The 21,309-nt window shown below is 73.9% G+C and carries 13 protein-coding genes and 1 pseudogene; 10 read left to right on the top strand and 4 right to left on the bottom strand.

Annotated features, from left to right (window positions below; genetic code table 11):
• Positions 1 to 782: 782 nt before the first annotated feature.
• Positions 783 to 4,211 carry a Kelch repeat-containing protein gene (locus WMF26_RS21320; protein WP_438001838.1) on the top strand — a complete coding sequence of 1,143 codons (3,429 nt, stop codon included), beginning with the start codon at positions 783 to 785 and terminating at the stop codon, positions 4,209 to 4,211.
• A gap of 138 nt (positions 4,212 to 4,349) precedes the next feature.
• Here WMF26_RS21320 and WMF26_RS21315 read toward each other — a convergent pair whose 3' ends face one another.
• Positions 4,350 to 5,597, bottom strand: coding sequence for an SUMF1/EgtB/PvdO family nonheme iron enzyme (locus WMF26_RS21315; protein ID WP_438001837.1), 1,248 nt, complete (start codon positions 5,595 to 5,597; stop codon positions 4,350 to 4,352).
• A gap of 129 nt (positions 5,598 to 5,726) precedes the next feature.
• Between WMF26_RS21315 and WMF26_RS21310 the strand changes: the two genes are divergently transcribed.
• The 3 genes from WMF26_RS21310 to WMF26_RS21300 all read left to right on the top strand — a co-directional run bounded on the left by WMF26_RS21310 (position 5,727) and on the right by WMF26_RS21300 (position 10,023).
• Complete coding sequence (locus tag WMF26_RS21310) at positions 5,727 to 7,322, top strand: metallophosphoesterase family protein (protein WP_438001836.1); 1,596 nt, start codon at positions 5,727 to 5,729, stop codon at positions 7,320 to 7,322.
• 171 nt (positions 7,323 to 7,493) lie between these two features.
• The gene (locus WMF26_RS21305; RefSeq protein WP_438001835.1) at positions 7,494 to 8,468 is read left to right on the top strand and encodes a quinone oxidoreductase family protein; all 975 of its coding nucleotides are present in this window, start codon (positions 7,494 to 7,496) and stop codon (positions 8,466 to 8,468) included.
• 511 nt (positions 8,469 to 8,979) lie between these two features.
• Positions 8,980 to 10,023 carry a vWA domain-containing protein gene (locus WMF26_RS21300; protein WP_438001834.1) on the top strand — a complete coding sequence of 348 codons (1,044 nt, stop codon included), beginning with the start codon at positions 8,980 to 8,982 and terminating at the stop codon, positions 10,021 to 10,023.
• Here the strand turns inward: WMF26_RS21300 and WMF26_RS21295 are convergent.
• The gene (locus WMF26_RS21295; RefSeq protein WP_438001833.1) at positions 10,007 to 10,348 is read right to left on the bottom strand and encodes a hypothetical protein; all 342 of its coding nucleotides are present in this window, start codon (positions 10,346 to 10,348) and stop codon (positions 10,007 to 10,009) included. The genes WMF26_RS21300 and WMF26_RS21295 overlap by 17 nt on opposite strands.
• Between WMF26_RS21295 and WMF26_RS21290 the strand changes: the two genes are divergently transcribed.
• The 5 genes and pseudogenes from WMF26_RS21290 (at position 10,347) to WMF26_RS21270 (ending at position 15,188) form a co-directional block, all read left to right on the top strand.
• Complete coding sequence (locus WMF26_RS21290) at positions 10,347 to 11,429, top strand: BMP family lipoprotein (protein WP_438001832.1); 1,083 nt, start codon at positions 10,347 to 10,349, stop codon at positions 11,427 to 11,429. The genes WMF26_RS21295 and WMF26_RS21290 overlap by 2 nt on opposite strands.
• An 83-nt stretch (positions 11,430 to 11,512) precedes the next feature.
• Positions 11,513 to 11,992: pseudogene (locus tag WMF26_RS21285) on the top strand (ATP-binding cassette domain-containing protein); the annotation flags it as partial.
• A gap of 174 nt (positions 11,993 to 12,166) precedes the next feature.
• Positions 12,167 to 13,009: an ATP-binding cassette domain-containing protein gene (locus tag WMF26_RS21280; RefSeq protein WP_438002432.1), complete on the top strand. Its 843-nt coding sequence runs from the start codon at positions 12,167 to 12,169 to the stop codon at positions 13,007 to 13,009.
• A 71-nt stretch (positions 13,010 to 13,080) separates the two neighbouring features.
• Positions 13,081 to 14,166 carry an ABC transporter permease gene (locus tag WMF26_RS21275; protein WP_438001831.1) on the top strand — a complete coding sequence of 362 codons (1,086 nt, stop codon included), beginning with the start codon at positions 13,081 to 13,083 and terminating at the stop codon, positions 14,164 to 14,166.
• Positions 14,166 to 15,188 (top strand): ABC transporter permease, encoded by a 1,023-nt coding sequence (locus tag WMF26_RS21270; protein WP_438001830.1) that lies wholly within the window; start codon positions 14,166 to 14,168, stop codon positions 15,186 to 15,188. Before WMF26_RS21275 ends, WMF26_RS21270 begins: the two co-directional genes overlap by 1 nt.
• Here the strand turns inward: WMF26_RS21270 and WMF26_RS21265 are convergent.
• A complete protein-coding gene (locus WMF26_RS21265) occupies positions 15,173 to 16,441 on the bottom strand; it encodes a DNRLRE domain-containing protein (RefSeq protein ID WP_438001829.1) in 1,269 nt (422 codons plus the stop codon). The genes WMF26_RS21270 and WMF26_RS21265 overlap by 16 nt on opposite strands.
• Before the next feature lie 432 nt (positions 16,442 to 16,873).
• Between WMF26_RS21265 and WMF26_RS21260 the strand changes: the two genes are divergently transcribed.
• On the top strand, positions 16,874 to 17,734 hold the full coding sequence (locus WMF26_RS21260) for a hypothetical protein (protein WP_438001828.1): 861 nt from the start codon (positions 16,874 to 16,876) through the stop codon (positions 17,732 to 17,734).
• Positions 17,735 to 18,255: 521 nt separating this feature from the next.
• Here the strand turns inward: WMF26_RS21260 and WMF26_RS21255 are convergent.
• Positions 18,256 to 21,051, bottom strand: a complete 2,796-nt coding sequence (locus WMF26_RS21255; RefSeq protein ID WP_438001827.1) for a tetratricopeptide repeat protein — start codon at positions 21,049 to 21,051, stop codon at positions 18,256 to 18,258.
• Between the last annotated feature and the right edge of the window lie 258 nt (positions 21,052 to 21,309).

Genomic DNA, 21,309 nt, shown 5'->3' with positions numbered 1-21,309 from the left:
ACATTGTTTATTAGGATTCAGTCCATCGTTGGTACAGTCACTGTGGCGCTCGCATTCCGGCGTACCACAGATGCCGTTCTCGCAGGTATAGTTGGTGGGGTACCGGTCGCTCGGGCAATCGCCCTGCCCCGGCGCGCAGCAATCTGCGGGGGTTATGCACCCCTTGGCACAGTAGCCATAGGTCGCTCCGCCTGCGCCTCCTGCGCCTGAGCCTCCGGTTCCGCCTGTGCCCGCCCCGCCTACGCCTCCTGCGCCCATGCCTCCCCCGCCGCTCGTGCCCGTTCCGCCCCCCTGGCCGCCCTCGCCGCCGTTGCCCCCACCGCCGCTCGTGGTGGTGGCGCTCTCCGCCCCCGCGGCGCCGGCCCCGTCGCTGGACGGGCCGGGCTCGGCATCCCCGCTGCACGAGCACGCAGCCCCCTGGAGGAGCGCCGTCACGGCGAGTGAAAGATAGGTCAATCGTCGCATAAATCCCCTCTCGGTTCGGCCGAGATCTCCATTTACACCCCGGCTCTCGCGCGCAGCAAGCGCGTCCGGCGACAGGATCGCGCCCGTGTGGTCCCGTGTGGGGCCCGGCGCGATCCGCGCTGCCGCGCTCCGCCGCGCCGCGCGCGTCGCCCTCCGGTTCCCGGCTCCCCGGCTCCCCGGCTCCCCGGTCGCTGGTTCTGATTCCGCGGCGCGGCGCTCTCCGGTTCTGTTATCGTGCGGCCTCCTCGTCCGGCAGCGCCATGCGCCGGCCACCGCTGCGCCGGCCGGACGGACTCCCGAGGAAGGAACACGACTCCGTGCTCAAGCCCAAGCGCGATCGCGCCGCGCCGCTCCCGCGACCTGCCAGGATCCTCGCCGGCGCGGGCGCCGTCCTGCTGCTTTCGGTCTGCTCCGAGCGCCCCCGCGCGCCTGAGGACCCGCCGGCAGCTCCGCCCGCCCCGGTCGGCGCGGCGGACGGCCGCGCCCGGCTCGCGGCGATCCGCGCGCGCCTGCCGGGCGCCGGCGCCGCGCTCGCGCTGCGCCCCGGGCCCGCGAGCGTCGCCGTCTCTCCGGGCGCCGTCCGGCCGCACGTCCCGCGCGCGCTCGCGGCCGTGGAGCTCTCGCCCCGCGCCTCCGGGCCGGTCCGTCTCAGCGACATGACCTCGGGCCTCGGCGTGGCGTTCTCGCTGGACGGCGCCGCGGACGCGCCGCTCGCCGAGGCGGACGGGTTCGCGATCTACGCGGGGGCCGGGCCCGACGGCGCGGATCTGCTCCACCGGGTCGACCGCGTGGGCACCGAGGACTTCGCGTTCTTCGAGCGCGCGCCCGCGCGCGAGGAGCTCCGATACCGCGTCGACGTGGGCGGCGCCGCCGGCCTGCGCCTCGTCGCGAACACGCTGGAGTTCCTCGACGCGGGCGGCGCCCCGCGGCTGCGCATCGCGCCGCCGTACGTGCTCGACGCGGACGGCGAGCGGCGGCCCGCGCGGCTCGCGGTGGAGGGCTGCGCGGTCGACACGAGCCCGCGCCCGCCGTGGGGTCGGCCCGTCACCGCGCCGGGCGCGGCGGCGTGCGCGGTGACGGTCGCCTGGGCGGGCGCGGGCGTGCGTTACCCGGCGCTCGTCGACCCGTACTGGCAGGTCACCTCCGAGGCGATGGCGGAGGCGCGCACGCGCCACACCGCGACGCGGCTGGACGACGACAATCCGCGGAGCCGGGTGCTCATCGCCGGCGGCTTCGGCGCCTCGGGCGCGGCGCTCGCCTCGGCCGAGCTCTACGATCAGCAGAGCCGCTCGTTCGGCACGATCGCCCCGATGCCTCAGGCGCGCGGCGGCCACACCGCGACGCGGCTCGACACGGGCGCGGTCTTCCTGGCCGGCGGCAGCGGGTCGGCCACCGGGACGGCCGTCAATTCCACGCTCGTCTACGCCGACGGCCTGTTCTCACCGGGCCCGCCGATGCGCTCTGCGCGCATCGCCCACACCGCGACGCGGCTCGCGGACGGCCGCGTGCTCGTCGCCGGCGGCGCGACCTCCTCCGCGAACGTGTTCCCGCTCGGGACCTTCGACGTCTACGACCCGGAGAGCGGCGCGTTCGTCGCCGGCGACGGCGCGATGCAGGCGTCGCGCAAGGCGCACGCGGCCGTCCTGCTGAACGACGGCCGCGTGCTCGTCGCCGGCGGCTTCGTGGACGCCGTCGTCGCCGGGCAGACGCTCGAGATCTACGACCCGGCGGGGGGCCCGCGGGGCACGTTCGCCTTGCTCTCCCAGCGGCTGATCGGCAGCCGGGCCCGGCACACGGCCACGCTCCTCGACCCCGGTCCCGAGGAGGGCTCGTCCAGCGTCCTGTTCACGGGCGGCGTGACCGCGGCGAGCGGCAATTTCACCTACCTGAGCAGCGCCGAGCGCATCACGATCGCGGGGGACGCCGTCGCCGTCAGCGCGGCGCCCGCGATGGGCGTGCGGCGCGCCGCGCACACCGCGACGCGGCTCTCGAGCGGGGACGTCGTCATCGCCGGCGGGACCGACGGCAGACCGCTCGCCAGCGCGGAGATCTACTCGGCGCTCTCGGGCAGGTTCGGCGCGCTCATCCCGGGCGCGAGGGACCAGCATCATCAGGACCATGCGGCCGTGCTGGTCAGCGGCGGCGACTCCATCGCGTCCGGAGACGGCGTGCTCGTGACGGGCGGCGTCGGCCTCGCCCTCGCGACGGACGATGTCGTGGTGCAATCCAGCGCGGAGGTGCTGGTCAGGGCGCTCGGGGATGCCTGCCGGGAGGACAGCGACTGTCTATCCGGGTACTGCACCGAGAACGTGTGTTGCAACGAGCGCTGCGCCGGCCAGTGCATCTCGTGCCTGGCAGCCCGTAAGGGGAGCGGCCTCGACGACGGGCGCTGCGGGTTTGTTGCGGCCGGAACGGAGCTTCCCCTGAAGCGGGAGTGCGTCCACGACATCGAGGTCCACAAGGAATGCAACGGCGCGGGCGAGGACGTGGTGGACCCCGACAAGACGCACAGCTGCGCCCCTGCCCTGTGCGGACCTGACGGCCTGTGCAGAAGCCGGTGCGCGACGAGCGCCGACTGCGCGGCGGACGCCTGGTGCGACCTCTCTGCGGACGCGGAGGGCGAGGGCGGCGCCGGGGGAGCCGGCGGCGCGGGCGCCGGGGGAGCCGGCGGCGCGGCGAGCGGCGGCGGGGGAGCCGGCGGTGCGGGTGCAGGAAGCGCCGGCGGCGCGGCGAGCGGCGGCGGGGGTGCCGGCGGTGCGGGTGCAGGAAGCGCCGGCGGCGCGGCCGGCTTCGGCGGTGCGGGTGCCGGCGGCGGCGCCGGCAGCTCGACGAGCGCTGCGGGTGCCGGCGGCGCAGGCGGCGCGGGTGCCGGCGGCGGCTCTCCGGCGAACGGCGGCCTGTGCAGGCGCAAGCTGCCGGTCAGCACGACCTGCACGGACGACGAGCAGTGCGAGTCCGCGCACTGCGTCGATGGAGTCTGCTGCGACAGCGCGTGCGGCGCCCCCTGTCAGGCCTGCGACATCGCGAGCTCGCTGGGCAGGTGCACGGCGGTCGGAACGGACGAGCGGCGGGAGGACCCGCACCCCAATGCCGGCGCTGACGGCGCCCCGCGGCGCGAGGGCTGCGGCGGCGAGGAGAGCTGTCGCGGCTACTGCGGCGGGAACGCAGACGGATCGTGCAAGTTCCCCCAGAGCGATGAGGTCCTGAGGGAGGGCGAGTGCACGTGTGCCGGCGGCGACTGCGCCATCGCCGCTGGCACGCAGCTGCGCTTCTCCTGCGACGGCAGAGGCAGCTACACGACCGAGCGCTCGGCGTGCCGCGGATTCCGCTGCGCCGAGGACGGCACGGCGTGCAGGACGACCTGCGCGTCGGACGCCGACTGCACCCTCGACTTCATCTGCCAGGACGGCGCCTGCGCCGATCTGCGCGAGATCGGCCCGAGCTGCGACGGCGAGCACACGCGCCGCATGGCGGCCGCCGCGGATCAGGACTGCTCTCCCTACCGCTGCCCATCCGGCGCCGGCGATTGCCTGAAGCAGTGCCGGTCGACGGCCGACTGCGTCTCCCCGTCGGTGTGCAACCTGGCCGGCGCCTGCGTCGCCTCGCCGTCGCCCCCCGGCGTCCCGTCCTGCTCCTGCCGCGTCCCGGGCGCGCCGGACATGGGCGAGCGAGGCGCGGGCGCCCCGCTGCTGGCCGCGCTCGCCGGGCTCGGCGTCGCTGCGGCTGCGCGCCGGCGTCGCCGCTGAGCCCCGGCGAGGCGGGGGGTCCCGGCGAGCACGGGGGGCCTCCAGGCCCGGCGGCGCCTCGCCCTGCGGCTCGCCCGGGTCGGACGGCGCGCCCTCGCACCGCGGGGGGCGCCGCCGCGCGCCGCAGGGCGCGCGCGCTCACGGTGACCCGATGTCCTTGCAGCAGCGGAATCCCAGGTGGTAGTTCGCGTGGCTGCCCTTGCTCATGATCCGCGTTCCATGCCAGGCGGGCGCGCGCCATCTGCAGTCGTCGGCGTGGACCTCCATCGACGAGAACGCGAACCAGCTGCCCTTCATCTCGGTGAAGCCCCGGTCGCCGCGCCGCGCGAGCTCGTCGGGCAGGATGGGCAGGCTCATGTGCTCGGCCACGTTGCCGTGCAGATCGAAGACCCCGAGGCGGCTCCGGCACGCGGGGAAGGCGCCGGCCGGATACGTGTTGGAGCCGCAGCGGTCCCACCCGCCGCCCGGGCAGCCCGGCGTGCGGGCGCTCCCCGTCCCGCAGAGCGCGTGGTTCTTCTCGGGACCGTAGCTCCACACCTTCTCGCGAAGGAGGTTGTGGTGCCAGCTCGCCTCGTCCCGGGGCCGCTCCCACTCGTACTCGACGTCGGGCTCCCTCAGGGCGCCGGCGCACGCCCCTTCCCACTCGTGCGCATCGCAGATCCGCTTCCCGATCGCCCTGCAGAGGAGCGCCGCTTCGCGCGCCCGGACGTGCACGACCGGATACTCGCAGGGGATGTTCGGGAACTCGAGCTGATCGATGCAGACCGGCGCGCTCTCCGCGGTCTGCCCGCGCGTGGGATCGAAGAGCGGCACCATCCCCGGCGCGCCGCAGGCCGGCTCGCGCGCCGGCGCGACGCCCGCGAGCTCCCGGGCGCGGCGGCACTCGGAGCGCGACATCGGGTGACGCGAGAGCGCGGGGTTGCCCTGCCCGAGCACCGGCGACGCCGCGAAGATCGCCTCGACCTCCCGCATCGCCTCGTCGGAGAGCGCGAGCTCGCGCCGCATCCGCGCGAAGAGCCGGAGGCGCTGCTCCTCCAGCGTGTCCGGCGCGACGTCCTCGTCGTCCCCCGCGGGCGCCGCGCGCTCCGGCGGCGCGGCCGACGCGGCGAGCGCGCGCTCCTGCAGCGCGCCTGCGATGAGCGGCGCCGCGGCCCGCGCCGCCGGCGCGTTCGCGTGCGCCGCGGTCTCCACGGCGGCGGCCGCGCCGAGCGCGCCTGCGCCGAGCGCGCCCGCGGCGGCGAGCGCCGCGATCGATCCGCGGCCGCGCGCGGTGGCGCTCTTCGCGTTCGCGGCGCGCGGGCCTGTCGAGAGCGCCGGCGGCGGATCGCTCGGCGCGGGCGGTCGCGGCGCGGAGGCCGGGGCGTGCGGCGTCTCGGGGCAGGACATCGGTGGGACGGCTCGCGCTTACTGCTACGGACATCCATCGATTTCGGCAACTTTCAGGGCGCGCGCGGCCGCCTGCCCACCCGAGCGGCTGCTTGACGGTCCTGCCCGGGGCACGTCAAATGAAGCATCGTGCGAAGGGCGGCCCTGCGAATTCTCTACCTGGCGCTCCTGCCGGTGCTCGTCCTGTCCGCCCTGATCGTCGCCCCCGCCGTGGTCGTCTCGCGCATCGCGAGCCGCGGCCGCGTGTGGCGGCCGGAGACGTGGAAGAAGATCTCCTACGGGAGCCGCTATTTCCGATCGTCGTTCCGGGGGCGGCTCGGCGAGGTCGTCGACGTCATCGACATCGTCCGCGATCGCCTGATCCTGCTGTTCCTCGTCCTCGCCGCGGTCTGCCTCGCCGGCGGGTTCATCGCGCATCTCCTCGAGATCGGGGTCCCGAGCTGGCTGACCGCGTGGCTGGACGGCTCGATCCTCTCGTCCTTCGGGTCCGATCTCGCGTGGTTCCCTGCGGGCGGCAGCGTCTCGTTCGGGGGCGGCGCGGCGTTCGTCCTCGCCGGCTGCATCGCGCTCGCGCTGCTCGCGCTCGGGCTCTCGCTGTATGCCTGGCTCGCGTTCGCCCTGGGCGAGGCGACCCGGGTGATCCTGCGGTATGGCGGCGCGGCGACGCTGTTCCCCGACCCTGGGGACGCGATCCCCGGCGGGCGGCTCGTGCTCTGCCAGCTCTCCGATCTGCACATCACGGCGGGCGGCCGCGAGCCGTACGAGATCGAGGAGGGCTCGGCCGCGTGGCCCGAGGGGGTCGCTCGCCCCGACACCGCCGAGCTGACCGGCCGTCTCCGGCGGCTCGTCGCGGAGATCGCGGCCATGAAGCCGCCGCTCGTCGCGCTGACGGGCGACATGACCGATCTCGGGGAAGAGGCGCAGTGGGCCGAGCTCGAAGCGGCGCTCTCCGGCATCCCGGCGTCGTCGCAGGTGCTCATGGTGCCTGGCAACCACGATATCGCCATCAACGTCGGCACGTCGCCCGACCCGTACCTCAAGAAGCGGGCCGAGCGCGAGCAGCGCTTCATCGAGGTGCTCACCCGGGTGGAGCGCGGCCCCTTCCAGCCCCGCTTGCACATCCCCGCCCGCAAGCGGGCGCGGCGCCGGCTGCGCGCCATCGCCGGCCTGTACCCGCGGCGGCTCGATCTCGAGGGGGGAATCCGGATCTTCGGGCTCAACTCGAACCGTTACCGCTCGCGGTTCGTGGGGTCGAACGCGATCGGGCAGATCGGCGGCGGTCAGCTCCGGCGCTTGGCCCGCGCGCTCCGGCGGGGCTCCGGCCCGGTCATCGTGCTCCTGCACCACCACGTGGCGCGCCTCGCGGGGCCGATCTCGCTCAACGACACGTTCATGATCGCGATGGATGGCCCGCGCCTGCTCGAGATGCTCGCGGCGTACCAGCAGAAGAACCCGAAGAAGAACAGCGCGCTCGTGCTGCACGGGCACAAGCACCTCGCGTTCTTCGGCCACTACCGCTCGAAGAGCGGCGGTCGCGTCAGCGTCTACGCGCACCCCTCGTCGACGCTGGGCCACGAGACGGACGGCCACCTCGACGGCGTCGCCCGGTTCGCGGCGATCCGGCTGACCGACGAGGGCATCTGGCGCGTCGAGACGCACCCGCTCCGCCCCGCGCGCGCCGCCGTCGAGGCGCCCCCGGCCACCGCCGAGGCTGCGATGTCCTGAGGATGAACCGCCAAGCCGCCAAGGACGCCGAGAGTGGACTCTCTTCTCGGCGTTCTTGGCGGCTTGGCGGTCCGTAGCTCTGCGCTCTTCAGGCCGTTTCAACCCGTTCAGGCCGTCTCAATCCGTTCGTCGCTCTTGACGATCCGCCGCGCCCTCTCCAGGAGGTCACCCATGGAACAGTCGACACCCAGCACGATGCGGGCAATCGCGATCGACCGGTTCGGCGGTCCCGAGACGCTCGCCCTTCGAACGGTCCCTGTCCCGCCCCTCGGCCCGGACGAGGTCCTCATTCGCGTCGAGGTCGCTGGCGTCGGCGAATGGGACCCTTTCGAGCGCGAAGGCGGCTACGCCGAGATGCTCGGGCAGCCGCCCCAGTTTCCGTACGTGCTCGGCTCCGAGGGCGCGGGCACCATCGTCGCGGTGGGCGAGCACGTCCGCCGCCTCCGCGCGGGCGACCGGGTCTACGCGCTCGGCTTCCTCAACCCCAAGGGCGGCTTCTATGCAGAGTACGCCGCCGTGCGCGCCGATCTCGTCTCCGCGATCCCCGGCGCGCTCACGCTCGAGCAAGCGGCCGTGATGGGCGGCGTCGCCACCACCGCGCTGCGCGGGCTGGACGACACGCTGCATCTCAAGCAGGGCGAATCGGTGGTGATCCTCGGCGCCAGCGGCGGCGTCGGGCACACGGCCGTACAGCTCGCCAAGCGAATGGGCGCCCGGGTGCTCGCGGTGGCCTCGGGCGACGACGGCGTGGCGCTTGTCGAGCGGCTGGGCGCCGACGCCGCCGTCGACGGGCGCAAGGGCGATGTGCTGGCCGCCGCCCGCGCGTTCGCGCCCGACGGGCTCGATGCCGCCCTGCTCGCCGCCGGCGGCGAGGCCGCTCAGCGAGCGCTGCTCGCAGTGCGCGACGGCGGGCGCGCCGCCTACCCGAACGGCGTCCAGCCCGCGCCGGAGGCGCCTCCAGCCGTCCAGATCGCCAGCTACAACGGCGAGCCGGACGCCGACATCATCGAACGGCTGAACCGCCTTGTCGCGTCCGGCCCCTTCCACGTCGAGATCGCGGGCCGATTCCCCCTGGCCCAGGCCGCCGAAGCCCACCTCGCCCTCGGCCGTCACCACCTCGGCAAGCTCGCCCTCCAGGTGCATTGAGCCCGGAGCGCCGCGCGGCCGCGCGCGCGAACGCGGCGCTCCGGGCCCTCACCCCCGCACCCCGGCGCCGCGCGACGGCCGGCGTGAGACACGCGACCACAATCCAAGGAATGCGGTGCCGCGGTGGTCTCATTGCCGCGTCGCAATGCCGTGAAGCATCATTTCGCGGTCGGACGCCGGCCGGCAGGTAGCTCCGTCAGCTATGCTGTATGGACCGCGGGATCTCGAAGCGAGCTTCGCGGCCGCGTTTGCCTTGAATGTGTCACGCACCATCGACGGCTCCGCGCATCAACCTGCGCCCGGACCGCGCTCATGGAGGATCCAGCTCATGAAATTGCCCACGAAGACCATTGTGTTGCTGACAGTGGGTGCGATCGGTGTCGCATGTGGGAGCAATGGCGCCGGGGACGGCGGCGGGAGCTCGCAGTCCGGCCCTGGGACTGGCAGCGCGACGACGAGCGGCGGCCGGGGTGACGGGGGCGCGGGCGACGGGGGCGCGGGCGAAGGAGGCTTGCCGGGGTTTGGCGGCGATCTCGGGCCGGGGGGCCCGGGCAGCGGCGGCTCCTCGGGCGAGGGCGGAGCGTGCGCCACCCAGACCGCCGAGGCCGATCTCGAGCCCGTCTACCTGGCCTTCGCGTTCGACGTGTCCGGCAGCATGGGCATGGGCGACGACCCCTGGCACGACAAGTCGCTCAAATGGGATCCCGTCGTCGCGGCGACGAAGCAGTTCTTCTCCGACCCCCTGTCCGAGGGGCTCAACGCCTCGCTCCGGTTCTTCCCGAGCGAGGGCGACACCGACACGAAGTGCAACGCGGACACCTACACGACGCCGGAGGTGCCGATGACGCCGCTGCCCTCGCCCGCCTTCGGCGCGGCGATCGACGCCGTCACACCCGCGACCGCCAACGACTGGCGCGGCGGCACGCCCACGCTGTTCGTGATGCAAGGGACGATCTCGTACGTCGAGGCGCAGCGGGAGGCCACGCCCGGGAAATACGCGATCGTCCTCGTTACCGACGGGTATCCGCAAGGTTGCGGCTCGCGGTACAACAAGATCTCGCTCGTGGCGGACGAGGCCTCGAGCGCGCTCTCGAACGGCATCTCCACGTACGTCATCGGGGTCGAAAACCCGCCCATCGAGGGCGCGCCGAGGACCGTCGCGGACATGGACGAGGTCGCCGTCGCGGGCGGCACCGAGCACGCCTACATCATCGACACCGGCAACCCCGCGGCGACCTCGGCCGCCTTCAAGGCCGCCATCGACGCGATCCGCGGCGCGGCGGTCTCCTGCACGGTCGACATCCCGCCCGCGCCCGACGGGAGGACCTTCGACGCGCAGAAGGTCCGGGTGACGTACACGAGCGGCGACGGCGCCCCGACCGCGCTCGCGTACGACCAGGAGTGCGCGGCCGCGAACGCGTGGCGCTACGACAGCCCCGAGAACCCGTCGCAGATCGTGCTCTGCGACAGCACGTGCGCCACGATCCAGGCGGACCCGCGCGCGGCCCTCGGGGTCGACTTCACCTGCGAGGACGTGATCACGATCCCCCGGTGATCCGCCGCCAGCGACGGCCCCTCCGCCCCGCGCGCCGCGCCCCGGCGGCGCGGCCCGCCGACACCGCCGCAGGTCCTTGACACCCTGCGGCAATCCCGCCCACGATGGATCGGGTGATCCCCCGCACGCCGAAGTCGCCCGCGGCATTCGCGGCTCCCCGCGCCTCCGCCTGCTCCGCCCTCGCCGTCGCGCTGTCGCTGCTCGCCGGCGCGTGCAAGAGCTCGTCGACGAGCACGAGCCCGCCCGCGGAGAAGACCGCCGCGCCGACCGCGGCCGAGGCGAGCGCGTCGGCCGCCGCGCCGACCGCCCAATACAAGGTGGGCATGATCCTGGTCGGCCCTTACAACGACAAGGGGTGGAACCAGGCCCATTACGACGGCCTCCGGTCGGTCCTCGGCAAGATGCCGGATGTCAGCTTCGAGTACGTCGACAAGGTGAACCCGGCCGATCGCCCCAACGTGAAGGGCTCCCAGGTCGCGGACGACCTCATCTCCCGCGGCGCCAAGCTCGTCGTCTACAACTCCGACGATTACAAGGACGACGCCCTCGAGACCGCGCGCAAGCACCCGCAGGTCACCGTCCTCCACGTCTCCGGCGATTACGCCTGGAAAGACGGCAAGAACCACAAGCCCCAGCCCAACCTGGGCAACATCATGGGCCGCATCGAGACCGCCAAGCACATCTCCGGGTGCGCCGCCGCGCTCGGCACCGAGACCGGCAAGATCGGGTATCTCGGCCCGCTCGTGAACGACGAGACCCGCCGGCTCGTCACGGCGGCGTACCTCGGCGCGCGCTACTGCTGGGAGAAGTACCAGAAGAAGAAGCCGGAGGAGCTCACCTTCAAGGTCGCGTGGATCGGCTTCTGGTTCAACATCCCGGGCGTCACCCTCGACCCCACCAAGGTGGCCGACGACTTCTACAGCAGCGGCTTCGACGTGCTCCTCACCGGGCTCGACACGCCCGAGGCCGCGCTGCAGGCCAAGAAGGCGAGCGGCGCCGGCAAGAAGGTCAAGTACGTCCATTACGACCACAAGGCCGGCTGCGACCTGGCGCCGGACATCTGCCTCGGCGTCGCCTACTACAACTGGGCGCCGCTCTACCGCGACGCCATCGAGAAGGCGCGCGCGGGCAAGTACACGAGCGAGTTCGTCTGGGAAGGGCCGGACTTCCGCGACCTCAACGGCGACGCCTCGGTCGTCGGCTTCCTGCCGGGCAACGCGCTGGGCGAGCGCAAGGCGCAGCTCGGCGCGTTCGTCCTGACGCTCGCCAACGGGCTCGACCTCTGGAAGGGGCCGCTCAAGTTCCAGGACGGCTCCGACTTCCTGAAGGACGGCGAGGCCGCGACGCCCCAGCAGATCTGGTATCTGCCGCAGCTGGTCCAGGGGATCACCGGGCCGAGCAAGTAGCCGCCGCGGGGCGGTGCGCCATGCGGATCGAGATCGAGCGCGTCGCCAAGCGGTTCGGCCCGGTCAGGGCCAACGACGACGTGTCGCTGACGATCCGGGCGGGCGCCGTCCACGGCCTGCTCGGCGAGAACGGCGCCGGCAAGAGCACGCTGCTCCGCATCCTCGGCGGGCTCCTCCGCCCGGACGCCGGCCGCCTCCTCTTCGACGGCCGTCCGGTGGCGCTCGCCAGCCCCGCCGATGCCCTCGCCGCCGGCGTCGGCGTGCTCCACCAGGAGCCGCTCGACTTCCCTCCCCTCACCGTCCTGGAGAGCTTCCTCGTCGCCCGCCCCGCTGCCGCGGCGCGGCACGAGAGCGGCGCGCCCTCCCCCGCGCCGCCCTCGCGCCGCGCCGCGGGCGTCTTCCTCCCCCGCCGCGCGGCGCGCGCGGAGCTGCTCGCGCTCGCGGCGCGGTTCGGCTTCTCCGTCGATCCGGACGAGCAGGTCGGGCGGCTCACCCTCGGGGAGCGCCAGCAGCTCGAGCTCCTGCGGCTCCTCTCGCTGGGCGTCCGCGCGCTCCTCCTGGACGAGCCGACGACGGGGATCTCCGGCGCGCAGCAGGACGCCCTCTTCTCGGCGCTGCGGCGGCTCAAGCAGGACGGCAAGGCGATCGTGCTCGTCTCGCACAAGCTCTCGGACGTCGAGGCGCTCTGCGACCGCGTGACCGTGCTGCGGCACGGCAAGGTGGCCGGCGAGGCGGAGATGCCGGCCGGCGCCGAGCGCCTCGTCGCGCTGATGTTCGGCGAGGCGCTCGCGCCCCCGGAGCGGCTCCCGACGGCCGGCGACGGGGTCGCGCTCGCCCTCGACGGCGTCGGCGTCGGCGATCACCGCCTCGACCTGCGCCTCCCCCGCCTCGCCGTGCGCCGCGGCGAGGTGCTCGGGCTCGCGGGCCTCGAGGGGAGCGGCCAGCGCCTCCTGCTGCGCGCCTGCGCCGGGCTGCTCCGGGTGCGGCAGGGCCGCGTCGCGATCGGCGGGGCCGACCTGACCGGCCGCCCCTACCCGGCCTTCCTGCGCGCCGGCGTGGGCTACCTGCCCGCGGATCGCCGGCGGGAGGGCCTCATCGCGGGCCTCTCCCTCGAGGAGCACGTCGCGCTGCGCGCGCCCCGGCCGGGGGTGTTCCTCCGCCCGCGGGACATCCGCCGCGCCGCCGAGCGGCTCATCGAGGCGTTCCGGATCCGCGGTCGCCCCGAGACCCGCGTCGAGGCGCTCTCCGGCGGCAACCAGCAGCGCACCCAGCTCGCGCTGCTCCCTGAGGGCCTCGCGCTGCTGCTCCTGGAGCAGCCGACCCGGGGGCTCGACCTCGCGTCGGCGCGGTGGGTCTGGGAGCAGCTCCTCGCGCGGTGCCGGGCCGGCACGGCGCTCGTGTTCGCGTCGTCCGAGCTCGACGAGCTCATGCGCTACAGCGACCGGATCCTCGTGTTCAGCGGCGGTCGCGTCGCGCGGCCCGTCAGCGCGGCCGACCTCACCCTGGACCGGCTCGGCCGGATGATCGGCGGCGAGCTCGACGAGCCCGCGCCGGCCGCGCCCGCGGGGGTCGCGCCATGAGCCCCGGGCCGCCCCCTGTGAGCCCCGGGCCGCCCGCCGTGAGCCCCGTCCCGCCCGGCGGAGCCGGCCCCATGCCGCCCGGCGGATCCCGCCCCGGCGCGCGGCCGGCGTGGCCGCGCGAGGTCGCCGCCCGCCTTTCGCCGCTCGCGCCGCTCGCCCTCTCGCTCGCGCTCGTCGCGGGGCTCTGCGCGCTCCTCGGCGCCTCGCCGGCGGCGGTGGCCGCGGGCCTGTGGGACGGCGCGTTCGGCACGGCGGATCAGGCCGCGCGGGTGCTCGCCACCCTGGCGCCGCTGCTCCTCTGCGGCAGCGGCCTCCTGTTCACGTTCCGCGCCGGCCTGTACCACCTCGGGGTCGAGGGGCAGCTCGTCATCGGCGCCGTCTGCGCCACCGGCGCCGCGCGCGCGCTCTGGCCGGGCCTCCCCGCCGGGCTCGTCGTCGCGCTCGCGATCGCCGCCGGGGCGCTCGGCGGGGTCCTCTGGGGCGCGCTCACGGGCGCGCTGCACACGCGCGCCCGGGTGAGCGAGATCTTCGCCGGCCTCGGCATGAACTTCGTCGCCCAGGGGGCGGTCCTCTACCTCGTCTTCGGGCCGTGGAAGCGGCCTGGCGTCGCGTCGATGGCCGGCACCGAGCCGCTCGACGGCGCGCTCTGGCTCTCCACGCTGGGCGGCACCGACCTGAGCCCGACCGCGCTCCTGCTCGCCGCGCTCGCGCTCGTCGGCGCGGCGGTGGTGCTCGGGCGGACCCACTTCGGGCTCCGGCTGCGCGCGGTGGGGCTGAGCCCGGAGGCCGCGGCGGTGCTCGGCGTCCCGGCGGCGCGGGAGATGCTCGCCGCGTTCGCGATCTCGGGCGCGCTCGCCGGCGTCGCCGGCGCGCTGCAGGTGCTCGGCACGTTCCACCGGCTCCTCCCGAACGTCTCGAGCAACCTCGGCTTCCTCGCGCTGCTCGTGGTGCTGCTCGCGGGCCGGCGCGCGGCGCTCGTCGCGCCGATCGCCCTGTTCTTCAGCGCGCTCAACGTCGGCAGCCTCAAGCTCCCGATGACGCTCGGCCTGGAGTCCTCGCTCGCGGGCGTGCTCCAGGGCGCGCTCGTCCTCTTCGCGCTGCTGTCGCCCTGGAGCGCGCGCGGGGCGCGCGGCGGCGGCCGGCCGGAGGAGGCCTGATGGACGACGGCGGCGAGCTCCTCTCGCTCCTCGCGACCGCGCTCGCGGCCTCGACGCCGCTCGTGTACGCGGCGGTCGGCGAGACGATCGCCGAGCGGGCCGGGGTCATCAACCTCTCGGCGGAGGGCTCGATGATGCTCTCGGCGATGGTGGGCTTCGCGGCCGCGCTGTCGACCGGGAGCGTCCTCGCCGGCTTCGCCGCCGCGGCCGCGACCGGCGCGCTCGTCGCGCTCGTCGTGGCGATCGGCGGGATCTTCCTGCGCCGCTCGCAGATCGCGATCGGCTTCGTGCTGGCGATGCTCTGCGCGGATCTCTCGTCGGTGCTCGGCGGCCCGTTCGTGCGGGTGCCAGGTCCGACGGTCCCGGCGCTCTCGATCCCGGTGCTCGGGGACGTGCCGATCCTCGGCCCGCTGTTCTTCCGGAGCGATCCGGTGGTGTACGCGAGCTACCTGCTCGTCGCGTGCGCCTGGGTGTTCCTGTACCGCACGCGCGCGGGGCTCCTGGTCCGGGCCGTGGGCGAGCAGCCCGCGGCGGCGCACGCCCGCGGTGCGCGCGTGGCCCGGGTGCGCGCCCTGGCGACGCTCGTCGGCGGGGCGCTCGTGGGGATCGGCGGCGCGGCGTACTCGCTCGACTTCAAGGCGGGCTGGAGCCACCGCCACACGGCCGGCTACGGCTGGATCGCGCTGGCGATCGTCATCTTCGGCGGCTTTCATCCGGTGCGGGCGGCGCTCGGCGCGTGCCTGTTCGGCGTGCTCTCGTCGATGGCGAGCCTCGGCCAGAGCGCGCTGCCTTCGGTGCCGACGCAGGTCTTCAGCGTGGCGCCGTTCGCGCTGATGATCGTGGTCCTGGGGCTCACCTCGAGCGGGCTCCTTTCGCGCCTCGGCGCGCTCTTGCCCGACGCGGCGCGCCGCCCGCTCCTGCGCGCGTTCGACGCGACGCCCCCCGCCGCGCTCGGCAGGCCCTACCCCGCGGAGGACGGCGCGGAGGAGAGGCCGCGCGGCGCGGATCAGGGCGCGGAATAGCAGACCTCGAGCCAGGGGCGGTCCTCCTGGAGGGGGTGGTCGCTCGAGCGGTACGACGTGCGCCCGGTCGGATCCTCCTCGACGAGGAAGCCGTGGTTCGGCGCCGTGCCGTCGACCCACGCCTGGACGAGGCCGGTCAGGTCGGCGCTCATATCGTAGGGTCCGATCCAGGTGAGCTCGGCCTCGACGTCCGCGTCGTAGCTCGCGGCGAAGTTGTTCCAGGTGACGGCGTCCTCGCGCCAGGGCGCGGTGATGCGGTGGATGCGGACGGTCTCGTCGCCTGAGCCGTAGGCGGCCACGCCGAAGTCGGCCGACGTGACGGTGGCGCCGGCGGGGATGCTGTCGAGCCCGAACCGGTAGAGCGCTTGCTTGCGGAAGCCGTGGGCGTTGCCCGAGGCGTTGTAGGGGACGCGGCCGTCGCTGTAGTTGGGGAACGCTTCCCAGATATCGGCGTCCGCGACCTCGCCGAAGGTGCCTCGCTGGAGGGTGACGCAGGCGTGTGCGCACGCGTCCCCGTGTCCGTCGCCGTCGCTGTCGGCCTGGTCTGGATTGGCGGCGGAGGGACAGTTGTCGCAGGCGTCGCCGATCCCGTCGGCGTCGCTGTCGGTCTGGCTCGGGTTGGCGGCGGAGGCGCAGTTGTCGGCCGCGTCGCAGACGGCGTCGCGGTCGCGGTCGCCGCGCGGACAGGGGTCGCAGGCGTCGCCGATCCCGTCGGCGTCCTCGTCGGCCTGATCCGGGTTGTGCGTGACGGGGCAGTTGTCGCAGCCCCTGCCCAGGCCTGGCGCGATACCGTCCCCGTCCTGGCTCCCGAGCGACGTCAGCCCGACGCCGTAGCCGTCGCAGACGTCGCGATCCGCGCACGGGTTCGGGCCGCGCTCCGCGTCGTAAAGGCACATGTGCGACGTGCCTTCGGTGGAATCGACGTGAATGCGCGCGAAGCCGAGGAGCAGGCCCTGGCCTTTGTCGATATCGACCCGGACATCGTTACAGGTGTTCGGGTCGTAGAGGGCCAGCACCTCGGGTTCGGTGAACGCCCTCTGGAGCGTCTCCGTGCGGCATTCGCACCCGTTCTCGCTCGGGACCGTGTCGAGGAGGACCCCGTTCAGGTACAGCGAGAACTCGGCGTTGCCGCAATCGGCGTGGTTGATGACGAACGTGATCGCGGTCGTCGCCCCGAACGCCGTCCCGGGGAGCGCAGCGAGCACGAGGAGGGAGAGGCAAGCGCGCGCGGCGCTTGTACGGATGTATCGCATGATCCACCTTATATTCCTCCTTTGCACGGTATACAACGCTCATTGCTGACTTTTTGGTCGAGCGTGTTCACGCGTCGGGCGCTGGGGGCGCGAACGGGTCTGGCGGTGCCGGGGTGGTGCCGGGTCGGTTGTGGCGGCTACGGCGGTTGCGTCGGCTACGGCGGCCACGGCGGTTGCGGCGGCTACGTCGGCTGCATCGCGGATTGGCGGTGATGTCGCGATCCGCTGAACGTGGTGTGAACGCGGCGTGGGCGTGGCGCGCGTTCAGGGCTCCGGGGGCATTGACGGTTTCTTGCGGAGCATGGCTCCGACGGGTGGGCTCGCTGGCGAGGGGTAGGTGGTCGGGATATACGGTGACGAATGGGGGAGCGCTTACGTTCGCCCACAGATGGTCAGGAGATGGCCAGAAGATGACCAGGAGAAGAGGCAGGCATGAGGCGAACGTTCACCGCCGTTGATCTGGTCCAGCTCCCGAAGCTGGACGCGCCGTCCGCCCAGGCGCTGGGCACCGAGGTGTTGACCGCCGCGAAGGCCGTGCTGGGCGACAGGGGCGCGGCCCGGAAGGTCCCCGAGGGGGTGATGGAGGCGCACGAGGACCTGACGTCGGCGCTCGCGACCTTGAACCAGGCGGTCGCGACGCGCCTACCTTCCCAGCCGACCGAGGACACGGCGCGCGCGAAGGCGGCCGATATCACGGTGGACGCCATCTGGAGCGGTCTCTACGACGTGCTGGGCGGCTGGTCGAAGATCCCCGGGCTGCCGGAGGCCGAGTCGGCGTCGTCGCTGCGCGCCGCGTTGTTTCCGAGAGGGCTCAAGTTCACGCAGATCGCGTACAAGCTCGAGTGGGCCGAGAGCAACACGCGCATCTTGATGATCAAGGACAACGAGCTCGAAGGGCAGCTGAAGCGGCTCGGCGCGGGGAAGATCCTCGAGCGGCTCTACGCGGCGCACGAGGCGTACGGCGCGGCGCTGGGGATCACGTCGCCCGCGGAGGGCCCCGAGGTCGAGGTGACGAACGTGCGCGCGGCCCTGGACGAGCTCGTGGACGCGCTGCGGACGTACGTAGTCCGCGTGTCCGGGATGGTCAGCAAGCGGGATCCGAGGAAGACGGAGATCGCGCAACAGCTGCTCGCGCCGATCGAGAACTGGCGCCCTGCGGCGGCGCGGGGCAAGGCGGCGGAGACGCCGGCCGAGGCGCCGGGGGCGGAGCCGAGCGGGGAGCCGGGGGCGGCGCAGCCGGGGCTGGCGGAGGCGAGCCCGGCGGATGCCGGCGGGGAGGCCGGGGGGCTTTAGGGTCAAGGCGGGGCGGGCGCGATCTGCGGGTCGGCTGCGGGGTGGTTCGGAGCGGGCGGACGCGACCTGTGGGTCGGCTGCGCGGGCGTCTGGACCGGGTGGGCGCGACCTGCGGGTCGGCTGCGCGGTGGTCCGGACCGGGCGAGCGCGACCTGTGAGTCGGCTGCGGGGTGGTACGGACCAAGGGGGGCGCGACCTGCGGGTCGGCCGCAGGGGGTCCGGACCGGGCGGGCGCGACCTGCGGGTCGGCTGGGGGATGGTCCGGACCAGGTGACCGAGCAGCGCGCTACCGCCCCACGCGCGCGGATGGCGGCGCGCGTTTCCGCCGAGAGCGTATCAAGGCAGGGATCGGAGAAGCGCCCGGAGTACGTCATCGGGCCGCGCGAGGAGCACCTGCTCGGGCGGCAGCCCGGCTACCCGCTGCTCGGGGGTAGGCCGAGAGCAGCTGCTCGGGTCCCGCCACCTTCGCGAGGAGGCGTCGACGGCTCGCGCGGGAGGGCGGGGCGCGGTGTCACGCCGGCTCAGAAGCGGAAGTCCTGGTCCAGACGGGCGATCAGGTCCGTCCGATCGATGCTTTGCCATGCGCTGCGCGCGGCTTCGATGTGCCGGCGCCGGGTGGCGGAGTCGGGGGCGATGGCAGCGAGGCGGTGATGGGCCCAGCCCATGGAGTAGGGCTCCGGGATGCGCTGGTACAGAACGATGGCTTCCTGGTAGCGAGCACGGGCAGCGCTGGTATCGTTATGGGCACGCGCGATGTCTCCAAGGCCCATGATGCAGTTGGCCTCGCCGAGCACATCGCTTACCTGCCGGTAAAGCGGCAGGGCTTCCTGATAGCTCGCGCTCGCCTCGTCGTGCAGCGAACGCTTCAGAGCGATCTGTCCAAGGCTCTGGATGCAGTTGGCCTCGCCGAGCACAGACCCCACCTGCCGGTAAAGCGGCAGGGCTTCCTGATAGCGCGCCCTCGCCTCGTCATGCAGCGAACGCCTCAGGGCGATCTGTCCGAGGCTTCGGATGCAGTTGGCCTCGCCGAGCACATCGCCTACATGCCGGTGGAGCGGCAGGGCTTCCTGATAGCGCGCCCTCGCCTCGTCGTGCAGCGAACGCGCCAGCGCGATGTGTCCGAGGCTCTGGATGCAGTTGGCCTCGCCGAGCACATCGCCTACCTGCCGGTAAAGCGGCAGAGCTTCCTCATAGCGCGCTCTCGCCTCGTCGTGCAGCGAACGCGCCAGCGCGATGTCTCCCAGGCTCCGGATGCAGTTGGCCTCGCCGAGCACGGCCCCCACCTGCCGGTAGAGCGGCAGGGCTTCCTGATAGCGCGCTCTCGCCTCGTCGTGCAGCGAACGCGCCAGCGCGATGTCTCCCAGGCTCCGGATGCAGTTGGCCTCGCCGAGCACGGCCCCCACCTGCCGGTAGAGCGGCAGGGCTTCCTGATAGCGCGCCCTCGCCTCGTCGTGCAGCGAACGCCTCAGCGCGATGTCTCCCAGGCTCCGGATGCAGTTGGCCTCGCCGAGCACATCGCCCACCTGCCGGTAAAACGGCAGGGCTTCCTGGTAGCGCGCTCTCGCCTCGTCGTGCAGCGAACGCGCCAGTGCGATGTCTCCCAGGCTCCGGATGCAGTTGGCCTCGCCGAGCACGGCCCCCACCTGCCGGTAGAGCGGCAGGGCTTCCTGATAGCGCGCCCTCGCCTCGTCGTGCAGCGAACGCCTCAGCGCGATGTCTCCCAGGCTCCGGATGCAGTTGGCCTCACCGAGCACATCGCCCACCTGCCGGTAGAGTGGCAGGGCTTCCTGATAACGCGTTCTTGCCTTGTCGTGCTGCGAACGCGCCAGCGCGATGTCTCCAAGGCTCTCGGTACACAGCGCCTCTCGCCGTCTGTCCCCGGCGCGCCGCGCCACCTCCAGCGCCCGACCGAGCGGCAACGGCGCCGCATGACCCGAGAACCGCGCGAAACGGGTCAGCGCCGCCGCCGCGTCGATCCATCGCCCAGCGGCGGCCTCCCCGAGCCCTCGCCGAATCATCGCATCCAGGTTCGCCGCCTCCGGCGCGAGCCGCGCGGCCGCCTCGGTGCCGCCGGGCCTCCCCGGCAGCGGCCCGAGCGTGCACGCGAGCTCCCCGTAGTGCTCCATCACCCGCCCGAGATCCTCGGCAGCCGGCGGATACGTCGCGCTCACGTACTCGCGCACAGGCGAGAGCATCCTCAGCCGTCCGCCCTCGAAGTAGGCAAGCCGGAGCTGCGCCAGCACGCGCGCCGCCCCGGGCCCCGCGCCCGGCAGGACCGCCGCGAGGTCCCGCTGCGCGATCCCGTCCGGCAGCACCGCCAGCACCGCGAGCAGTCGATGCGCTTCCGCGGTCATCCGCCGCGAGCCGATCGACAGCTCCAGCGAGGCCTTCCAGCTCCGGAGCCGATCGCGCGTCCCGCCCCCGCGCTCCAGCACCGCCGCCCGGCTGAGCTCCCACTCCGCCCTCAGGTTGACGAGATCGTTGCCCTGCGCCGCGCTCGCGAGCAGATCGATCGCCAGCGGGACGCCCTCCTGCAGCGACAGGAGCTCGGCGAGCGCCGGCTCGCCCCGGTGCTCCTCGCCCGCGATCGCGCAGAACATCTCCTCCGCCGCGGCCGGTGCGAGCGGCCGGAGCTCGACCGGCGCGCGCCAGGCCACGCGCCCCGGCCGGCCCGCGCCCCGGACCGACGCCACGAGGCCGAGCTGCGGCATCGCCGCGAGCTCCGCGAGGAGCGTCTCGGTCCCGGCCTGGTCGCCGCCATCCCAGGGCGTCTCCAGGTTGTCCAGCGCGAGCACCGCCGGCCCCGCGGCGAGGGACGACAGCGCCCGCTGCCGCAGCTCCGGTCCGGGCGGGACGCGCAACGCATCGGCCAGCGCCACGGCGGCCGATGCCGCGTCCGGCGCGGCGTCGAGCTCCACGAAGAAGCGCCGCTCCCCGAAGCGGGCCACGACCTCGGGCCGGTGCAGGACCGCCCGGCTGGCGGTGCTCTTGCCGATCCCCGCCGCGCCGAGGAGGAGCACGCGCCCCGGAGGATCGCGCGATACCGCCGCGGCGAGCGCCTCCACCTCCGCGTCCCGGCCGATGCACCGCCCGACGTCGGGCAGCCCTCCCGCCTCCGGACGCGGGCGGCCGCCGGTCGCTCGACGCCGCGCCACCTGATCGGCGACCTCCAGCAGGCCGCGCGTCACCTCATTCCAGGGCTCGTCCCGATCCGGCCAGGCGTTGACGGGCCGCCCACCCGCCGGCAGCGGTTTGAGCCGGCCGAACCCCGTCCAGCTCCAGTCGCAGTGCCGGACAGGCACCGGCACGACCACCACCTCGCCCGCGGCGCTCCGGGCGAGCGCGCGCGCTGCCTCCTCGTGGTGATGGCGATCCGAGGCGAGGAAATCAGGGCTCACCAGCAGCACCACGATGTCCGCCGCCTCGAGCCTCGCCCGCGCCTCCGCCGCGGGCTCTTCTCCGGCGCCGACACGCCCCTCGTGCCAGACGTCAATCCGCCCGCCGCGCTCGTGGGGCTTCAGGCAGACGTCGAGCTCGTCACGTAACGCGACGTCCTTCGGGACAGCGGAGATGAA

The sequence above is a fragment of the Sorangium sp. So ce185 genome (assembly GCF_051526825.1).
Taxonomy (GTDB): Bacteria; Myxococcota_A; Polyangia; order Polyangiales; family Polyangiaceae; genus Sorangium; species Sorangium cellulosum_D.
Note: the sequence above shows the minus strand (reverse complement) of the source record. Positions and strands in the feature narration are given on the sequence as shown.